We start from the raw sequence: 16,194 nt of genomic DNA on the forward strand, positions 1-16,194 counted from the left end.
GCCGGCGAGGCGCCGGGTGCACGCGCCGTCGAACAGGTCATGATCCAGTGTTGAGTCCGACGCGGGAGCGGCCAAACCCCGCGCCGGACCCAACCACCGCCCCCGTGGCCGCGCGGTGCCACTCTGCCGGCCGTGGTGGACGTCTACCAGGACGTTTGCGGCGCACGAAACGTGAATTCGTGTGGTGTGGGTGCGTACCATGCCAGGCGTGGAGGTGTGATCGTGGGCGAGCTGGTGGGTCAGGTGCTGCGGCATTGGCGCGCCCGCCTGACACGCGAGGACATCGGGCTACCGCCCCGGTTGCGCCGCCGCAGTGGTGGTGGTCTGACCCAGGAGGACGTCGCCGAGGCGGTGGGGTACGGCCTGCGCGCCTACGTGGATCTTGAGCACGGTGGTCGTGGCCGTCCCAGCGCCGATCTGTTGGAGCGGGTCGCGGATGTGCTGCGCCTGGAAGCCGACGAACGTCGCATGCTGTGGGTGACGGCGACCGGCATGTCCCGACCGGCGCAGAGCTACGCGACCGATCCCGACGCCGGCCTGACGCAGATGTGCGAGCAGATGGCCTGTCCGGCGTACGTCACTGACGCGGCGTGGCAGGTTCTCGGCGCGAACCGCGCCGTCGCACAGTGGTTCGTCGACTTCGGATCCGTACCTCCCGTCGACCGCAACATCGCCAAATGGATCTTCGGTAACGTGCACGCCCAGCACGTGTTCGTCGACTGGCCGCGCTTCGCAGACGAGTTCGTGGCGCGCTTCCGTGCCCTGTACGCGCTGATGCCCAGCAACCCTGGATTCTCAACGCTGCTCGACGAACTGCTCGCCTACCCCGAGTTCGCCGCCCGGTGGGCTGCGGCCCCGGTGATCAGCGTGGACCCGCCCACCGCACGCCGCTTCTTCCGGGAGCCCGGTGCTGACCTCGACGATCCTGGCGTACCCCTGGACATGGTGATTCTCGCCCCGGTGGCACCAGATGACGGCCGCCGCGTCGTCGCGTTCCAGTATCCGCCCGGCTACACCCCGGAGCTGACGGCCGAGAGTGCACCGGAGCGCTGCCCGGCCTGCGCGCGACTGCGGACATGACTCCCGCTCAGCGGCGTGCCGGTGCCTGGTTGGCCGCCGTCCGCCGTAGCGCCGGTCTGACCCAGGCCGCCGCCGCACGCCGGGCCGGAATCACCAGTCGGGCCTGGCAAGCCGTCGAGGCCGGCCACCGGACGACACCCCTCACCCTCGTCCGGATAGTCGACGTGCTCGACCTCGATGACACCGCAATGCGGCACCTGGACCGGCTGCACCGACCGCCGTATGCCGCACCTGCGCCGCTGGAGCCCGCCCACCTCTCGCTGCTGGTCGCGGGCCTGACCGTCCCCGCATGGGTGGTCGACCCGGCATGGACCGTGCTGTCGGCCAGCCCGATCGCCGCCCCGACCGTGCACAACCTCGCACTCTGGGCCATCCAGATCCGCACCCTGTGGGACGACTGGCCGACCGTCGCCGGCCAGCTGGTGGCCCGGACCCGGTCGGTGACCTCGTGGTACGCCGATCCCGGCCAGACGGTGCGCGACGTCGTCGCGGCGCTGTGCGCGGCCAGCAGTGCAGCGACCGCCGTTTGGTCTGCTGGCCGGGTCGACGACACACCGCATCACGAGGTCGTCGGCCTAGCCGGCACCGCCATCACCGTGCAGTGGGCGTGGCTGGGCGGAGACCCGTCAGCCCGGCTGGTGATGATTACCGACATCGACGGACGATCTCCGGTGCTGTCATCCTGATCCGCATGGATCACCTTCCTGCGACCAGTCTCGTCCTGGTTCACCCCGGCCCTGAGTGGGACTACTCCCAGCCGTTAGCGGCACAGCGCAACGCCGCAGGTCACATGGCATGGATCAGGCGCCAGGTCGAAGCCGGGACAGCTGTGATCGCCGGCCCGATCTGGCGGCACGACCAGCGCCTGACCGGTGATCTCGTCGGCGCCCTGGTCCTCGCGCTACCCCCAGGCCCGGCCGCCGACCTGACCGCGACCGATCCGGCTGTCGCTGGCGGCCAACTCACCATGACCACGCACCCGTACCACCAGGTCAAGCCTCAGTAGGCCCGTCCGTAGTTTCCGGACGAGGCGCCGGCTGGACCGACGTCGTCGACGCCTGCTCCCGCGCTGGACAAGCCGTCTGGGTGGCCTGCCTGCCGGCCGACCCTGGACAACAGCTCGACCTGTTTGCCACCCTCGGCATCTGAGGCAGGCGCGCGCCTTAGCCTGGCTCGCATTCGAGCCGTACGCAGTGCTTACGCGGATTTGCCGCGTTCACCCTTGGCGCGAAGTGACCGAGTCATCTGTGCACTGGATGTCGATAACGGCCACCGTGATGTTGTCCGGGCCTCCATGATCGAGCGCTGTCGCAATCAGGCGTTCTACGGCCTCCGCTGGGCTCGGGGCGCCAGCCAGCGCGGCATGTATCAGCTTCTGGGGGACGTAGGAGCTAAGTCCGTCGGAGCACAACAGAAATCGGTCACCAGGCTGCAAGGTCAACAAGGTGATGTCGGGTGAGCGGCCGTCCAGTCGTCCGTCCAGGAAGCGCGCCAGTCGCTCTGGAAGATTGGGTACGTCGGCCGCGTCCGCGACGAGGTGCCCGTAGACGTGATCTTCAGTGATTTGAGTCGTCTGCCCCCGCTGCGCACCCTGACCATGCAGCCGGTAGGCCCGCGAGTCACCCACGTTGGCCAGCGCGGCAGTCCTGTCGCTGATGAGCATCGCAACCAGGGTTGTGCCCATGCCCGCTAGCTCGGGCTCGGTCTTGGTCCGGCGTCGAAGGGCGTCATTGGCGCCGCTCACCGCTCGCCCGAGGACATCAGCCAGGGAACCTGACTCGACTTCTTGGTCATATTGACGCAGAGCATCGATTGCTGTCGAGCTGGCTACGTCGCCAGCCACATGTCCCCCGAGCCCGTCGGCGACCGCGATCAGGAAGTGCCCGAGGTGGATCGCATCCTCGTTGCGGCGCCGCACGAACCCTACGTGCGAATCGCCTGCTGACTCGATGCGAAGAGGTAGCTTCATGCGTCGCCGCCCGGCTCGCTTCTAGGTGCGTCGTCGACCTCGTCAGCCCATGGGGATTGTGCTGACTCATCTCGGTGCAGGACGTGAATCGTCTCGACTCGGTCGCTGGCAACGATGTACTCGGTTACTTCAACGGGCTTGCCGTCCGCCCCAGATGTGCCCACGCGGACGATCTCCAGGACCGGAAGACTGGTCGGGATCTCCAGGAGGGTTGCCTCATCCTTACTGGGCATCCGAGCTCGGTGGATCTCCATCCAGCTCAGCGGCCAGTGACCAGCTTTTTCCAGGCGGTAGAGCCAGTCGCCAGGGCCGGGTGCCTGCGAAGCCACTCCCGGAATGTCAGCCACCCGAGGGTGGACCCACGAGATGTTGATCTGAAACGGAGGCTCCGATTCTGGACCGGTGACCCGGAAGCGGCGCAGCACTCGCGTGCCCGCCTCGACACCGAGCAACCTGGCGATCCGGGGGTCGGTCAAGGGTTCGACAGTCGCCGCCGGTGTGATGTGGTGCTTCCAGACCTCCTGGCTGGATGCCGAAGGAAACGAGTACCCCGGGGCGGTGGCGTTCCGCTTCACCAGGTTTCCCCGAGGCCGGCGAGGCCGGATCGTGCCGTGGCGAACGATGATCCCTCGACCTTGGACTGCCCAAACGTAGCCCTCGGCTTCTAGTGCTCCGATGGCCCGTCCGATGGTGTCTCGGTTCGCTCCGTACTCGGCGGCGAAGTCGTCGAGCCGAGGCAGCTTGGTGCCAGGCTGCCACTCGTTGGCCTCGATCCGGGCGCGGATCTTGGCTGCGATGTCCAAGTAGCGCGAGTGCACAGCCACCGCGTCTCCTCATCTCGACCAGATTGTCTTGGGACTATCGTTGACACGAGCCTATCCGACAGTCAACATTGTCCCAAGACAAGATGCAAAGGGGCTTGAAGGATCGCACCTATTAAGCCCTAAAGGTGACCGCGGCGGATCGCACCCGCCGCGGTCACGGCCCTAGCGGATCGCACCCGCTGTGACCAATGCCCTGCGGATTTGCACCCACAGGGCGGTCGGCATCTCTACCTGAGGAGGCTCAGATGCCTGCAACGAGAGTACGTGCTGCCCAAGTTCCGTCCGGGCAGCCCCAGCCCGGATCGACGTCCGGCGAGGTATCAGCGCTGGTGGTGCGGGCTCAGGCCGGTGACGCGGAGGCGTTCGGCCTGGTCTACGACCAGTACGTCGACCAAGTTTTCCGGTTCATCTACCGCCGGGTTCTGGACCGGCAGGTGGCCGAGGACCTGACCTCGGAGACGTTCCTACGGGCGCTGCACAACCTGACCAGCTTCCGCCGGCCGGGCGGCGACTTCGGCGCCTGGGTGACCACGATCGCCCGGAACCTGATCATCAACTGGCAGCGTTCGCACCAGCGGCGTGAGCGCCCGGTCGCCGAGCTGCGGGACGCGGCCCCGGTCGACCAGGCGCCGAGCCCCGAGGCCGCCGCGGTAACCACGCTGACCCGAGAGGCCCTGCTCGCCGGGATCGAGCAGCTCAACCCGGCGCAGCAGCAGTGCATCACGCTGCGGTACCTGCGCGAGCTGTCGATCGAGGAAACCGCGCAGGCGCTGGGCAAGACCCCGGCGGCCATCAAGGCGCTCCAGCACAAGGCGCTGCGGGCCCTGCGCGGGCTGCTTCCCGTGACGGCGGTGATGCCGGCATGAGCACCCCGACGATGGAGGTCAACGGCGTCGACCGGGCCGCCCTGGTGCGGGCCGCAACGGGCAACCCGACCGTCCCCGACCTAGGAACGCCGATGGGCATCCGGGTCACCACCGTGCCGTCTGACGCGATGGTCCCGGCCGGCACGGAGGACGTCCTCACCGGCAAGACGCTGGAGCAGTTGCTGGCCCTGGCCCAGGGCAGCGAGGCCGGCCGTACCCGCCAGCTCGCCGAGAAGATCGGCACCCTGGTTACGGAGCTGACCGGCCGGCTGGAGGCCGAGCAGGCCGCCGAGGCCCGGCGCCGGGAGCTGGCCGAGAAGGAGGCCAAGCTCACCGCCGAACTGGCCGCGCTGCGGCAGAAGATGGGAACCGGACCGGAGGCCGCCGCGCACCGCGCCGCGATCCGCCAGTGGGCCCAGGCCAACGGCTACGCCGTACGCGAGCGCGGCCGGATTCCGCGGAATGTCGTCCAGGCGTGGGCGGCGGCCACCGGGTCGGAGGTGACCCGGTGAAGGCGCGGACGATGCTGCTCCCGGCCGTCGCTGCGGCGTCGTTGGCGGGGCACGCGTGGGCCGCCTGGGCGGCGTGGTCGCACCGCTCGCAGTTGGCGCAGGTCCGTCGGGCCGCGATCACGGATCCGCTGACCGGGCTGCTCAACCGGCTCGGGCTGTTCACCGTCCTCGGTGAGCTGGGCGGAGAGTCCTACGACTTGGCGCTCGTGGACCTGGACGGGTTCAAGCAGATCAACGACACCTACGGCCACCACACCGGCGACGAGGTGCTGATCGAGGTCGCGGCCCGTCTGGCCGAGGCGATCGGCGAGGTCGACGGCGCGGCGGTGGCTCGGCTCGGTGGCGACGAGATCGTGCTGGTCTGCCCGTCGCCGGCGCCGATCGCGCACCTGCTCGGCACCGAGGTGGTGCGGTCCTTGGCCGCGCCGATCGAGCTGTCGGGAGACCGGGACCTGGTGGTGCGGGCCAGCGTCGGCGTGGTGTCGGCGATGGTCGGTGACCAGCCGGCGCGGGTGCTGGGCGCGGCGGACCTGGCGCTGTACCGGGCCAAGGCCGCCGGCGGCGACCAGGTCGCCGAGTACGACCGGATCGCCGAGCTGCCGCCGGTGGAGACGCGGCCGGTCGTGCGGCTACGGGAGATGACCGAGGCGGCCCGCGCGCTGGGAGGTGCGGCATGACGGCCCCGACGACGAAGGCGATGGACCTGGCCGCCGCGCTGGCGAAGTACCGCGCGGGCCTGAAGGGCCTGACGGACGCCGGGCTGGAGCGGCGGGCCGCCGAGGTGGCGGCGCTGCCGGGCTGGTACGCCGGCGAGCTGCGGCGGGCGGTCGACGCCGAACGTGAGTCCCGCCGCACGGCGGGCCAGCCGGCGACGCCGGCCCGGTCGCGGGTGCTGCGGGTCGCCGCCAGCGCGGCGGGTGCTGGGGCCCCCGCGGCGGCGCTGACCGGTCGGGCCCTCGCGCAGTACGCCGACCAGGTGCCGCAGGTGCTGCTCTACTCCCCCGCCGTCGCGGTCGGCCTGGTCACCGCCGTCGTCGGCGGGAGCTGGGTATCCCGGTGGGTCGACGACCACCGGCACCCCCTGGCCGAGGACGTTGACGAGGCCGACCTCAACCCGCTCGGTGTGGAGCTGCTGGCCCGGGTGCGGGCGGCGCGGCAGGCGCGCGGGGAGGTGTGCTGATGGCCGGGCTGCTGGTGGTGCGGGTGCACCTGGACTGGACCGGTCCGGGTCACTACGACCGCGATCGGTCGCTGCCCTGCCGGGTCTGCACCACGAACACGAAGATGCGCGACGGCCGGGGCGCGGCGTGCCACCAGTCGTGCGCGGAGGACGAGATCGCCCGCGAGCTGCTCGGCACCGGGCAGGCGCTGATCGCCGACGAGCGGGCCCCGGCATCGGTGCGGGTGGTCCACGGCGTGCTGGCCACGGCGGGAGGTCCGCAGTGACTACGTCCACGCCGACGCAGCCCTCCGGCGACGCGGTCGAGCCGCCGGAGGCGGTCGAGAGCGGACTCGACAAGGTCGAGGACACCGTCAAGCTGGTCGTCCTCGTGGCGATCATGGGTGCCGCTCTGGCCGCGTCGTTCACGCATATGAAGGACTGGACGCTGCACTGGATGCCCGAGGACACCCCGGAGTGGTTCGGGTGGGCCAATGCGGTCATCTCCGAGTTGCTGCCGCTGGTGGCGACGCTGTCGCTGCGCAAGAGGCTGCGGCAGGGCAAGAAGCTGCTGTCCTACGCCCTGTTCGTCCTGCTGGGCGGGGCGTTGCTTTCCCTCGCAGCGCAACTGTCGGCGGTCGGCGCGGACGCCTCGTGGTCGGCGCGTTTCCTGGCCTGCCTGCCGTCGCTGGCGTTCCTGTTCCTGTCCAAGTTGGTGCTCGGGGACCTCGACGGCGGACGTAAGCACGCGGAAATCGAGGCCGAGCGGCAGCACCAGGCCGCCGCCGAGGCCGCCCGCCGGGCGGACGAGGTCCGGGCGGCGCGGGCGGAAACGGCCGCCGCCCGGGCGGCGCAGGCGGAAGCGGACGAGCGGGCGCGGGTGGAAACGGCGCGGGCCGAGGCGGAATCCGCCGCCCGGGTCGCGGCGGAAACCCGGGCCGACGAGGCGGAAAAGGCCGCGCAGGCGCAGGCGGAAAAGCGGGCGGAAATCGAGGCCGCCACCGAGGCGGAAATCGCCGCCCACGCCCACGCCGCCGCGGAGGCCCGCACGGCCGTCGAGGTCGCCGAGCAGCGGGCCGCCGCCGCGATCGAGGCGGCCCGGCTGGCCGAGGGCCGGCTCGCCGAGGCCCGCGACGCCGCGGACCGGGCCGCCGCCGCCCGGGTCCTCGCCGAGCAGAGCGCCACAGAGCAGGTGCGGATCCTCGCCGACGCCGCTGAACAGGCCGAACGCGACTACCAGGACACTCTGGCCGAGGCCCGCCTCGACGCCCGCGCGGCCCACGACCGGGTCGCCGAGCTGGACGAGACGGTACGGGCGCTGCGGGCGCAGCTCGACGAGTCGCAGCGCTTCGCCGAGCGTCAGGCCAATCTGCGGGCCCGCGCGGAACAGGAGGCGCAGGCGATCATCGACGCCCGCGACGGGTTGGTCAACGAACTGGAGCGCACCCGCCGCGCTCTCGCCCGCGCGCAGGAGCGGGCGGAAACCAGCGCCGGTCGGCAGCCGGAAATCGCGCGACCCGCTCCCCGGAAATCTCTGGCCTCGGTTCCGGCGACGCTGCCGGAGAACCTGCCCGAGGTGGACAAGGTCCGACCGGAAACCGTGGCGATCGTGTTGTTCGCCCGAGCGGAAAACCCAGGCGCCAAGCAGACCGAGCTGGCGGAGATCACCGGAATTTCCGACCGCACCATCCGCAAGGTCCTCAACGCCGTGCCGGCGGAAATCGCCGGCCAGGTCCTGGAACTCACCGCCGGCAACCGCGTCGCCTGACGCGCGTCCGCCGACCGGGAGATGAGTCCACGGTGCTCGATCCGCCGCCGACGTCGGGTCGAGTGCCGTGGCCCCACCCCTCGGCAGGAGGAAACGACCCGATGAACCGTCCGATCGACCCGCACCAGCCGCACCTGATGGAGGTGATCCGATGAACGCCCAACCCGCCGAGGATAACTACCGACCGTCACCGGTGCCGCGAGTTCCATTCCGGGGGCAGGCGGAGGTGATTTCCCTGGTTCCGCCGAGGCAGGAGCCCATCCCAACCCCTCCCCTACCGGAACCCGATCGGGACGAACCCGCACAGTTCGCGCCACCGTTTTCCGGCCCCAACTCCGGCACCGGAATAACTCTGCGTGACATCCCGGGGGACTGGGACAGCGTCACCGCGGTCTGGACGGGCTCCCCGGAGCCGCTGTCAGACCTGGTCGGGCAGGCCAGCCGCGCCCGCGACGGCTCCGACGCCCACGCGATCGCGATGGCCTGCTGGGCCGTCCTGGTCCTCATCCCCCGCGGGCTGCTGCACCTGGCCTCGTGGGTCCTGGCCCACCCCCTGCGCACCCTGGCCGCCGCCTCGGTGGCCGCCGTGTTCATCGCAACCCTGTAAAGGAGGCACCTGTCATGACCAGCGCAGCCCTCGTGCTCCTGGGTGTCGTCTACATCGCCCTGGCGGTGTTCTTCCACTTCACCCCCCGCCTGCGGGTCCTCGCGGGCCTGATGGTCGGCGGACTGCTCGCCGGCGCCATCGTCAAGCAGATCAACAAGTGGCTCGCCGCCGGCATCGGCAAGATTTCCGGGCCGATCGGCGACTGGATCGGTCAGGACACCAAGCAGGTCGCCGTGGCCATTCCCAGCGCGCTGGCACTCGCGCTCGGGATCGTCGTGGTGGTGTTCCTGCGCGGCAAGGGCGGCAAGGCCGGCGGCACCGGTAAGGGCGCCGCCGGCGGTAAGGGCGCCGCTGGCGGTGGCGGCGGTGGTGGGGGCTTCAAGAAGCACCTGCCGCACGTCGCGTTGGCCTGCGCGCTGCTGCTGCCGATGGTTCTCGGTGGTCTCGGCGAGACGATCCGGGACGTGGTCCAGTGATCTTCTTCGACATCCTGGTCTACCTGGCGGTGGCGAAGATCGCCGTGCTGCTGTTCGAGGACGCCGCCTACGCCGCGCGGGGCAAGCAGTCCCCCCGCCGGCAGGCCCGCGCCCGCCAGCAGGCCGCCCAGAAGGCCGAGGGGTCGGCCGGGGCGAGCGCCCCGGCCGGCCCGGGCCGGGCCGGTGGCGCCGTGGCCGCCGCGGACGGCTACCTCGCCGGCCTGATCGAGGACGCCACCGAGCGGGCCCGTGCCCGCCGCCGCCGGGCAATGGCCCGCAAGAGCGGCGCCCAGGCCGTCGACGGGGTCGTGGTCGACGTCGACGACGACGGCCGCTGGTACGCCGACTGCGACGTGTGCGGCTGGGCCAGCCGCCCGTACCGGATCGAGGCCAACGCCCAGGGCGCCGGCCGGGAGCACACACGCACCGTCCACCCCGAGCAGTACACCGGGCCCGAGCCCACCCCCTCCGCTGATTCCGCCGAATCGGCGGCGGCTGCCGCCGGCGACCGCGCCAGCTCCGACGAAGAGCCGCGCCGGCCGGCGCTGCGGGTAATCCCCGGCGGCGCCCAGGACGCCGCCGACCCGGCCCCCGCAGCTACCGCCGGCGAACCGGTCAGCGGGGACCGTGGGGAGCCGGCGCCCGGCGTGGTCCACACCGACCAGCACCCCTACTGCCTGACGCCGTGCGGCCCCACCTGCACGGCACCCCGCCCTCGGCCGCGGTTCGGGTGGCGGTGCCGGGTGTGCGGCCAGCACGACGAGTCCTTCACCTCGATGCAGGACGCCGAGGCGGCGGGCGCCAAGCACACCTGCCCCCCGAAGCCGCCGGTGTCGCAGCCCTCGGCCGCTACGGCCGCCGGGCCGGATCCGGTCGGCCCGCCGACTCAGGCCGACGTGGAGCGGATCCGCAACGACTTGTACGGCCGCTGCGCGTACCGCGAGGTCAGCGAGGGCCTGCCCGACCAGTGGTGCGACAACCCGGGCGGCGGCCCGCAGGGCCCGTTCTGCGACGAGCACAAGAGCACCGGCGCCGACGCCGGGGATGAGCAGCACCACCCGGCCGCCGACCCGGCGGCCGGCACGTCCAGCAGCACCGAGCAACTGAGGGAGTTGACCGTGAACCTGGAAGCCACTGGTCCGGAGGAGATCCGCGCGGCGTTCACCCAGGCGGCCGAGTCCGCCGGGGAGCAGGCGGAGCAGATCGGCGGGATCGCCGGCGTGTTGACCGAGGCCGCCGATCGCTACGAGGGCCTGGACATGGCCGCCTCGACCGTCGGGCACCTGCGCGGCGCCGCCGAGCAGTTCGCCGCCGCGCACGTGGCGCTGGGCAGCGCCCAGGAGGAGCTGCAGGCCGCCCTGGGCGACTTCAACAGCAAGGACGGCCAGGTCGCCGAGGCTGTCGCCGACGCCGGCGGCAACGTCGCCAGCAAGGAAGTTCTGGTCGGCTAGCCATGAGTGCTCCCCAGATGACCTACCAGCAGGCGCGCGAGGCGGCTAGCCGTGTGTGGGACGACGTGTACTCCCTGCGGATGCACGAGTCCGGGGCGTGGTTGGTGCGGCTGTACGCGGCCGACGGCCCGGTAGAGGTGCTGCCCGACGGCGACAGCGGGATCGCCCCGGCGAACGCCTGGACCGACGACCCGATCTACGGGCCGCAGCACGTCATCCCGGCTGGCCTGGAAACCCGATGCCGCCGGCCCTACTGCCACGGGACGGCGAAGCCGATCGCTGGGACCGACCACTTCGATGCGGACGGCACTGCCACGATCGACACCCGCTGCGACGCCTGCGGGCTTCAGTCAACCGCCATGTGGCAGTGGCAGATCGCGGGTCCCCCGGTCGAAGACGTCGAGATCATCCGCGAGGGCTTCGTGTACGAGCGGTGCCCCATGTGCGGTGGGGACTTCGACGACCACGACATCGTCACCGACCCACTGGGCCACGCCCTGGCCATGTGCCGCTCGGAACTGACCGACGACACCGCTGTCCCGGCCAGCACCACCCCCACCCCTACCCCCAGCACCGCCAACAGCAAGGAGTTGACCGTGAACCTGGAAGCCACTGGTCCGGAGGAGATCCGCGCGGCGTTCACTCAGGCCGCCGAGGCCGCCGGGGAGAACGCCGAGATGACCAACGGGATCGCCGGGGTGATGACCGAGGCCGCCGATCGCTACGAGGGCCTGGACATGGCCGCCTCGACCGTCGGGCACCTGCGCGACGCCGCCGAGCAGTTCGCCGCCGCCGGGGCGGCGCTCAACAACGCCCAGGAGGAGCTGCAGGCCGCTCTGGCCGACTTCAACAGCAAGGACGGCCAGGTCGCCGAGGCCGTCGCCGACGCCGGCGGCAACGTCGCCAGCAAGGAAGTCCTGGTCGGCTGACCGGTCCCCGGGCCCCGGGGCGCGCGCCGCCCCGGGGCACACCCCCATCCCTCGAATCCCCGCCAGCACTGCAAGAGGAGACCAGCGATGTCGACCCGGACCGCCTCCGAGATCCGCGCGGACCGCACGGCCGCGCTCGGCCGCGCCCTGACCGCCCTGCTCGCCGTCACCGCCTACGCCCTGGCGTGGATCGTGAAGCGCTCCTGGCGGCGGCTGCTGCCGGTGTACTGGGTCGCCGCCGAGCTGGCCCTCGCCTGGGTGGCCGGGCCCCTCGGGTTGTCGTGGCAGAGCGTCGGGATCGTCGCCCTGGCCATCGCCGCCACGGCCGCCGGCTGGCGGGCCCGCTCCCGCACGGTGCGGGCGTGGCGGGCCGCGATCGCCGTGGTGCTCGGCGGGTACGCGGTGGCGACCGTTGCCGCGGGCGGCGCGGACGCGATGGCTGTGTACCCCACCCTCACGATCGCTGTGCCGGCCCTGCTCGGGGTGGTGCTGGGCTGGCCGTGGTGGCACCACCTGCGCCACCTCACCGCGGCGCCGCAGCCCGCGCCGGTGCTGGTCGCCGAACCGGCCGTCGAGGTGGTCGACCCGCTGACCGCGCACTGGCAGCGCCGCTGGGACAGCGAGGTGCTCGCCGCGAAGGTGTGCGAGGGCACCACCCTCATCCAGGCGACCGAGCCACGCCCGGGTGTCACCGAGGCCCTGGTGCGCCTGACCCCCGGCACGAAGCCCGGGCCGCTGTTCAAGAGCGGCCCGGACGTGGAGGTCGCCCTGGACCTCAACGAGGGCGCGATCGGCTGGCGTTCCACCGGCAAGCGGGCGTGGGTGCGAGTGGTGCTGGTCGAGCGGTCCTACATCGCCGACGGCGTGCCCTGGACCGGCCCCACCTACAACGCCGGCCGCTTCGAGATCGCCTGGTTCGCCGACGGCTCCCCCGGCAACTGGATCGTGTCCCGCCCGAACTACGGCGTGCTCGGCGGCCTGGTCGTCGGCTCCACCGGCGCCGGGAAGTCCCGCGCCCTCGGTGCGCTGATCGCGAACCTGCTCGACGGCGGTGTCCAGGTCGCCGTCGGTGACCCGCAGAACGGCCAGTCGCTGCCGGCGTGGAAGGACGCCGTGGACTACTACCCCGGCATCGAGAAGACCACGCTGCTGACCCGCCGGGTGCACGCCGAGATCATGCGCCGCTCCCAACTGCTCGCCGGCGCCGGCGTCGAGGCCTTCGACGAGAACGACCCCCGCGTCAAGGCCCTCGGCCTGCGTCCCTTCGTCGTGATCGTCGACGAGTGCCAGCTCGTGCTGATCCCGAACACCCCGATCGTGGCCTTGGCCGAGCAGGCCGCCGAGACGATGCGTAAGACCGGTGTCGGCCTGGTCTTCGCCACCCAGCTCCCGCAGATGAAGTCCCTCGGCGGGTCGGTGCGGCTGCGTGACGCCCTGGTCGCCGGCAACGCGCTGATCCTGCGCCTGTCCAACCGGGGCTCGGGCACGACGATCCTTCCCGACGACTTCGTCGGTGACCCGTTCGCCCTGCAGCCGGAGATCGACGGCAAGACCACCGCCGGCATGGGCTACCTGCGCAGCAGCGCCCGCGTCGGCATGCTCTGCCGCGTCCCGCACCTCGACGAGGCCGCCGCTGCGGCAGCCGCCCCGCGCGTGCCGGTGCGCTGGAACGTGCCCGAGATCGACCCGAACACTCCGATCGTGCTGCCCGGGCACCGCTCCCCCGCCGCGAAGGCTGCCGCGGGCACCGGTGGTGGCAGCGCGGTGGACAAGCTGCGCGCCGCGTTCGGCGCCGGCCGCCGCTCCACCACGGTGGTGGAGCAGATACCGCCGCAGACCGCCGCCGAGTGGGTCCTCGCGTGCCTGCGCCGCGGCCCCGCCTCCGCGCAGGCGCTGCTCGACCGCCCGGACTGCCCGGTCAACCAGTCGCAGCTCTACGCCCTGCTCGGTCGGCTCAAGGACGCCGGCCGGATCACCCCGCCCGCCCAGCGCGGCGGCCCGTTCACCATCTCGGCCTGACCGCCGCCGTGACAGCCGACCACTGGGTCGGCTCTCGCGGCGGCTGCCAAGCCCACCCGAGCCCCTGCCGCGCACCACCCGGTCCGGACAAGGAGACCCCCGATGGCCAGCACCGCCCGACGCCGCACCAGCAAGAAGCAGGACCAGGTCGACCACGGCGCCGAGTTCGCCCGCCGCGCCGGCCTGGCCGCCCGCGCCGCCTGGCACGGCACCGCCGCCGCTGCCGGCCGGGCCGCCCGCAAGCTGCCCAGCCCGCACCGCACCGACGTCGACCTGCCCGGCCACGACACCGCCGGCCTCGCCCTGCTGATCACCGGCGTCGTCACCGCCGCCGCCGTGTGGACCCACCCCGCCGGCCTGCCCGGCCAACTCCTGGACGTCCCCGCTGGCGTCGCCGAAGGGCTGCTCGGGCACCTCGCCGTCGCCGTCCCGGCCCCGCTGATCTGGCTCGCCGTGCAGGCGATGCGCCACCCCGCCGGCACGCACACCGTGCGGATCCTCGCCCAGGCCGCCGGCACCCTGCTCACCGCCGCCGGACTGACCGGCCTGCTGGACCTGGCCGCCGCCGACGCGGGCGGCCTGCTCGGCCGCGCCACCGGCAGCCTCGGCGCAGTGCTCAGCGCGTGGGGCGCGACCCCGGTCCTGGTCGGACTGGTCGCCGCCGGGTTCACCGCCGCCACCGGCATCACCCCGGTCGCCATGGTCACGACCCTCGCCGCCGCCCGCCGCCGCCCGGCCACGCCCTGCGATGAGAAGGACTTCGACGGGTTCGACGACGTCGCCCAGGACGACGAACTCGACGCACCGGCCGCCCCGCGCCCGAACACCGCGGCGGCCCACCCGGCCCCGGCGGCCGATTCCGCGGAATCCGCGCCCCGCCCGCCGCTCCCGCCCCGCCAGCCCACCGGCCCGGCCGCCGAGGCCGCGCCAGCGGCCACCGCGACGCCGGTGACGGCGGGCGGCTACCCGCTGCCACCGCTGGCCCTCCTGGCCGCCGGCGACCCGCCGCAGCGACGTACTTCGGCCACCGCCACCGTCAAGCAGGCTCTGCAGGGCGTCCTGGATGACTTCAAGGTCAACGCGAAGGTGTCCGGCGCGCACCGGGGGCCGACCGTCACCCGCTACGAGATCACCATCGGCCCCGGGGTGAAGGTGGAGAAGGTCATCGGCCTGGCGAAGAACTTCGCCTACGTCGTCGGCCAGCCCGAGGTGCGACTGCTGTCCCCGATCCCGGGCAAGAGCGCCGTCGGTGTGGAGGTCCCCAACCCGGACCGGGAGGTCGTTACCCTCGGCGACGTCATCCGCTCCCGCGCCGCCCGTGACGGGCACCGCCTGCTGGTCGGCCTGGGCAAGGACATCGACGGCAAAGCGATCACCGCGAACCTCGCGACCATGCCGCACCTGCTCCTGGGTGGCGCCACCGGATCCGGGAAATCGGGCTGCCTCAACACCCTGCTGGTGTCCCTGCTGACCCGGGCGACGCCGGCCGAGGTGCGGCTGCTGCTGATCGACCCCAAGCGCGTCGAGTTGACCGCCTACGCCGGCATCCCGCACCTGGTCACCCCGATCGTCACCAACGCGCGTAAGGCCGCCGACGCCCTGGAGTGGGTGGTGCGGGAGATGGACATGCGCTACGACGACATGGCCGCCCACGGCGTGCGGCACATCGACGAGTACAACCGCCAGGTCCGCGCCGGGAAGATCAGCGCCCCGGCCGGCAGCGAGCGGGTGCGGGAGCCGTACCCGTACCTGGTGGTCGTGGTCGACGAGCTGGCCGACCTGATGATGGTCGCCCCGCGCGACGTCGAAGAGTCCGTCGTGCGGATCACCCAACTCGCCCGCGCCGCCGGCATCCACCTTGTCCTGGCCACCCAGCGCCCCTCGGTCGACGTGGTCACCGGGCTGATCAAGGCCAACGTGCCGTCCCGGCTCGCGTTCGCCACCAGCTCCCTGACCGACTCCCGCGTCATCCTCGACCAGCCCGGCGCCGAGAAGCTGCTCGGCAAGGGCGACGGGCTGTTCCTGCCCATGGGCGCCTCCACCCCGGTCCGGATCCAGGGCGCCTGGGTGTCCGACGCCGAGGTCACCGCCGTCGTCGACCACTGGCGCGGCCAGGCCGCCACCGGCGGGCAGCCCACCCCGCCGGCCGCCGACATGGCGCCGGCCACGAAGGCCCCGAACGGCCCGGCCGTGGACACCGCGGTGGTCGACGGGCTCGACGACGACGAGCGGGCCCTGCTGCGCGAGGCCGCCGAACTCGTCGTGACCTCACAGTTCGGCTCGACCTCGATGCTGCAACGCAAGCTGCGCATCGGCTTCGCCAAGGCCGGCCGCCTGATGGACCAATTGGACCAGATGCGCGTGGTCGGCCCCTCCGAAGGCTCCAAGGCCCGCGGAGTCCTGGTGCGCCCCGACGAACTGCCCGACCTGCTCGCCACCCTTGCCGGCGAGCAGCCCACCGACACCACGGACAGCGCCGGCGCGACGGTGCTGCCGTTCCGCAGCGGCACCCGCCGCTGAACCCCCGAGCCGAT

At 72.3% G+C, this 16,194-nt stretch carries 17 protein-coding genes; 15 read left to right on the forward strand and 2 right to left on the reverse strand.

Going from position 1 to position 16,194, the window contains the following annotated elements; all coding sequences use genetic code 11:
• Positions 1-222 precede the first annotated feature (222 nt).
• From AB0H28_RS26835 to AB0H28_RS26845, 3 genes are read left to right on the forward strand one after another with little or no spacing between them, the layout of a single operon-like run.
• Positions 223-1,080: a helix-turn-helix domain-containing protein gene (locus AB0H28_RS26835; protein WP_358045768.1), complete on the forward strand. Its 858-nt coding sequence runs from the start codon at positions 223-225 to the stop codon at positions 1,078-1,080.
• Positions 1,077-1,766: a helix-turn-helix transcriptional regulator gene (locus AB0H28_RS26840; RefSeq protein ID WP_358045771.1), complete on the forward strand. Its 690-nt coding sequence runs from the start codon at positions 1,077-1,079 to the stop codon at positions 1,764-1,766. Before AB0H28_RS26835 ends, AB0H28_RS26840 begins: the two co-directional genes overlap by 4 nt.
• A 5-nt stretch (positions 1,767-1,771) precedes the next feature.
• Positions 1,772-2,086 carry a hypothetical protein gene (locus AB0H28_RS26845; protein WP_358045773.1) on the forward strand — a complete coding sequence of 105 codons (315 nt, stop codon included), beginning with the start codon at positions 1,772-1,774 and terminating at the stop codon, positions 2,084-2,086.
• A gap of 210 nt (positions 2,087-2,296) precedes the next feature.
• On the opposite strand, the gene AB0H28_RS26850 is transcribed toward AB0H28_RS26845, so the two are convergent.
• Both AB0H28_RS26850 and AB0H28_RS26855 read right to left on the reverse strand, forming a co-directional pair.
• Complete coding sequence (locus AB0H28_RS26850) at positions 2,297-3,049, reverse strand: protein phosphatase 2C domain-containing protein (RefSeq protein ID WP_358045776.1); 753 nt, start codon at positions 3,047-3,049, stop codon at positions 2,297-2,299.
• Positions 3,046-3,873, reverse strand: coding sequence for a GntR family transcriptional regulator (locus tag AB0H28_RS26855; protein WP_358045779.1), 828 nt, complete (start codon positions 3,871-3,873; stop codon positions 3,046-3,048). The genes AB0H28_RS26850 and AB0H28_RS26855 overlap by 4 nt, the downstream gene beginning before the upstream one ends.
• A gap of 245 nt (positions 3,874-4,118) precedes the next feature.
• Here AB0H28_RS26855 and AB0H28_RS26860 point away from each other — a divergent pair, with 245 nt between their 5' ends.
• From AB0H28_RS26860 to AB0H28_RS26915, 12 genes are all read left to right on the forward strand, one after another.
• Complete coding sequence (locus AB0H28_RS26860) at positions 4,119-4,739, forward strand: sigma-70 family RNA polymerase sigma factor (protein WP_358045782.1); 621 nt, start codon at positions 4,119-4,121, stop codon at positions 4,737-4,739.
• Positions 4,736-5,251 carry a histone-like nucleoid-structuring protein Lsr2 gene (locus AB0H28_RS26865; RefSeq protein WP_358045785.1) on the forward strand — a complete coding sequence of 172 codons (516 nt, stop codon included), beginning with the start codon at positions 4,736-4,738 and terminating at the stop codon, positions 5,249-5,251. The genes AB0H28_RS26860 and AB0H28_RS26865 overlap by 4 nt, the downstream gene beginning before the upstream one ends.
• Positions 5,248-5,928: a GGDEF domain-containing protein gene (locus AB0H28_RS26870; protein ID WP_358045788.1), complete on the forward strand. Its 681-nt coding sequence runs from the start codon at positions 5,248-5,250 to the stop codon at positions 5,926-5,928. The genes AB0H28_RS26865 and AB0H28_RS26870 overlap by 4 nt, the downstream gene beginning before the upstream one ends.
• Positions 5,925-6,431 carry a hypothetical protein gene (locus AB0H28_RS26875; RefSeq protein WP_358045791.1) on the forward strand — a complete coding sequence of 169 codons (507 nt, stop codon included), beginning with the start codon at positions 5,925-5,927 and terminating at the stop codon, positions 6,429-6,431. Before AB0H28_RS26870 ends, AB0H28_RS26875 begins: the two co-directional genes overlap by 4 nt.
• Entirely contained in the window at positions 6,431-6,697 is a 267-nt protein-coding gene (locus AB0H28_RS26880; protein ID WP_358045793.1) for a hypothetical protein, read from the forward strand. The genes AB0H28_RS26875 and AB0H28_RS26880 overlap by 1 nt, the downstream gene beginning before the upstream one ends.
• Positions 6,694-8,178 carry a hypothetical protein gene (locus AB0H28_RS26885; protein WP_358045796.1) on the forward strand — a complete coding sequence of 495 codons (1,485 nt, stop codon included), beginning with the start codon at positions 6,694-6,696 and terminating at the stop codon, positions 8,176-8,178. The genes AB0H28_RS26880 and AB0H28_RS26885 overlap by 4 nt, the downstream gene beginning before the upstream one ends.
• 151 nt (positions 8,179-8,329) lie before the next feature.
• Positions 8,330-8,785 (forward strand): hypothetical protein, encoded by a 456-nt coding sequence (locus AB0H28_RS26890; protein ID WP_358045799.1) that lies wholly within the window; start codon positions 8,330-8,332, stop codon positions 8,783-8,785.
• 14 nt (positions 8,786-8,799) lie between these two features.
• Positions 8,800-9,261 (forward strand): hypothetical protein, encoded by a 462-nt coding sequence (locus AB0H28_RS26895; protein ID WP_358045802.1) that lies wholly within the window; start codon positions 8,800-8,802, stop codon positions 9,259-9,261.
• Complete coding sequence (locus tag AB0H28_RS26900; protein ID WP_358045804.1) at positions 9,258-10,712, forward strand: hypothetical protein; 1,455 nt, start codon at positions 9,258-9,260, stop codon at positions 10,710-10,712. Before AB0H28_RS26895 ends, AB0H28_RS26900 begins: the two co-directional genes overlap by 4 nt.
• A 53-nt stretch (positions 10,713-10,765) precedes the next feature.
• On the forward strand, positions 10,766-11,641 hold the full coding sequence (locus tag AB0H28_RS26905; protein ID WP_358045807.1) for a hypothetical protein: 876 nt from the start codon (positions 10,766-10,768) through the stop codon (positions 11,639-11,641).
• An 87-nt stretch (positions 11,642-11,728) separates the two neighbouring features.
• Positions 11,729-13,660 (forward strand): ATP-binding protein, encoded by a 1,932-nt coding sequence (locus AB0H28_RS26910; RefSeq protein ID WP_358045810.1) that lies wholly within the window; start codon positions 11,729-11,731, stop codon positions 13,658-13,660.
• 102 nt (positions 13,661-13,762) lie between these two features.
• Positions 13,763-16,180, forward strand: coding sequence for a DNA translocase FtsK (locus AB0H28_RS26915; RefSeq protein ID WP_358045813.1), 2,418 nt, complete (start codon positions 13,763-13,765; stop codon positions 16,178-16,180).
• The last annotated feature ends 14 nt before the right edge of the window (positions 16,181-16,194 follow it).

This window comes from Micromonospora sp. NPDC050980, from assembly GCF_040653835.1.
In the GTDB taxonomy this organism is placed as follows: Bacteria; Actinomycetota; Actinomycetes; order Mycobacteriales; family Micromonosporaceae; genus Micromonospora.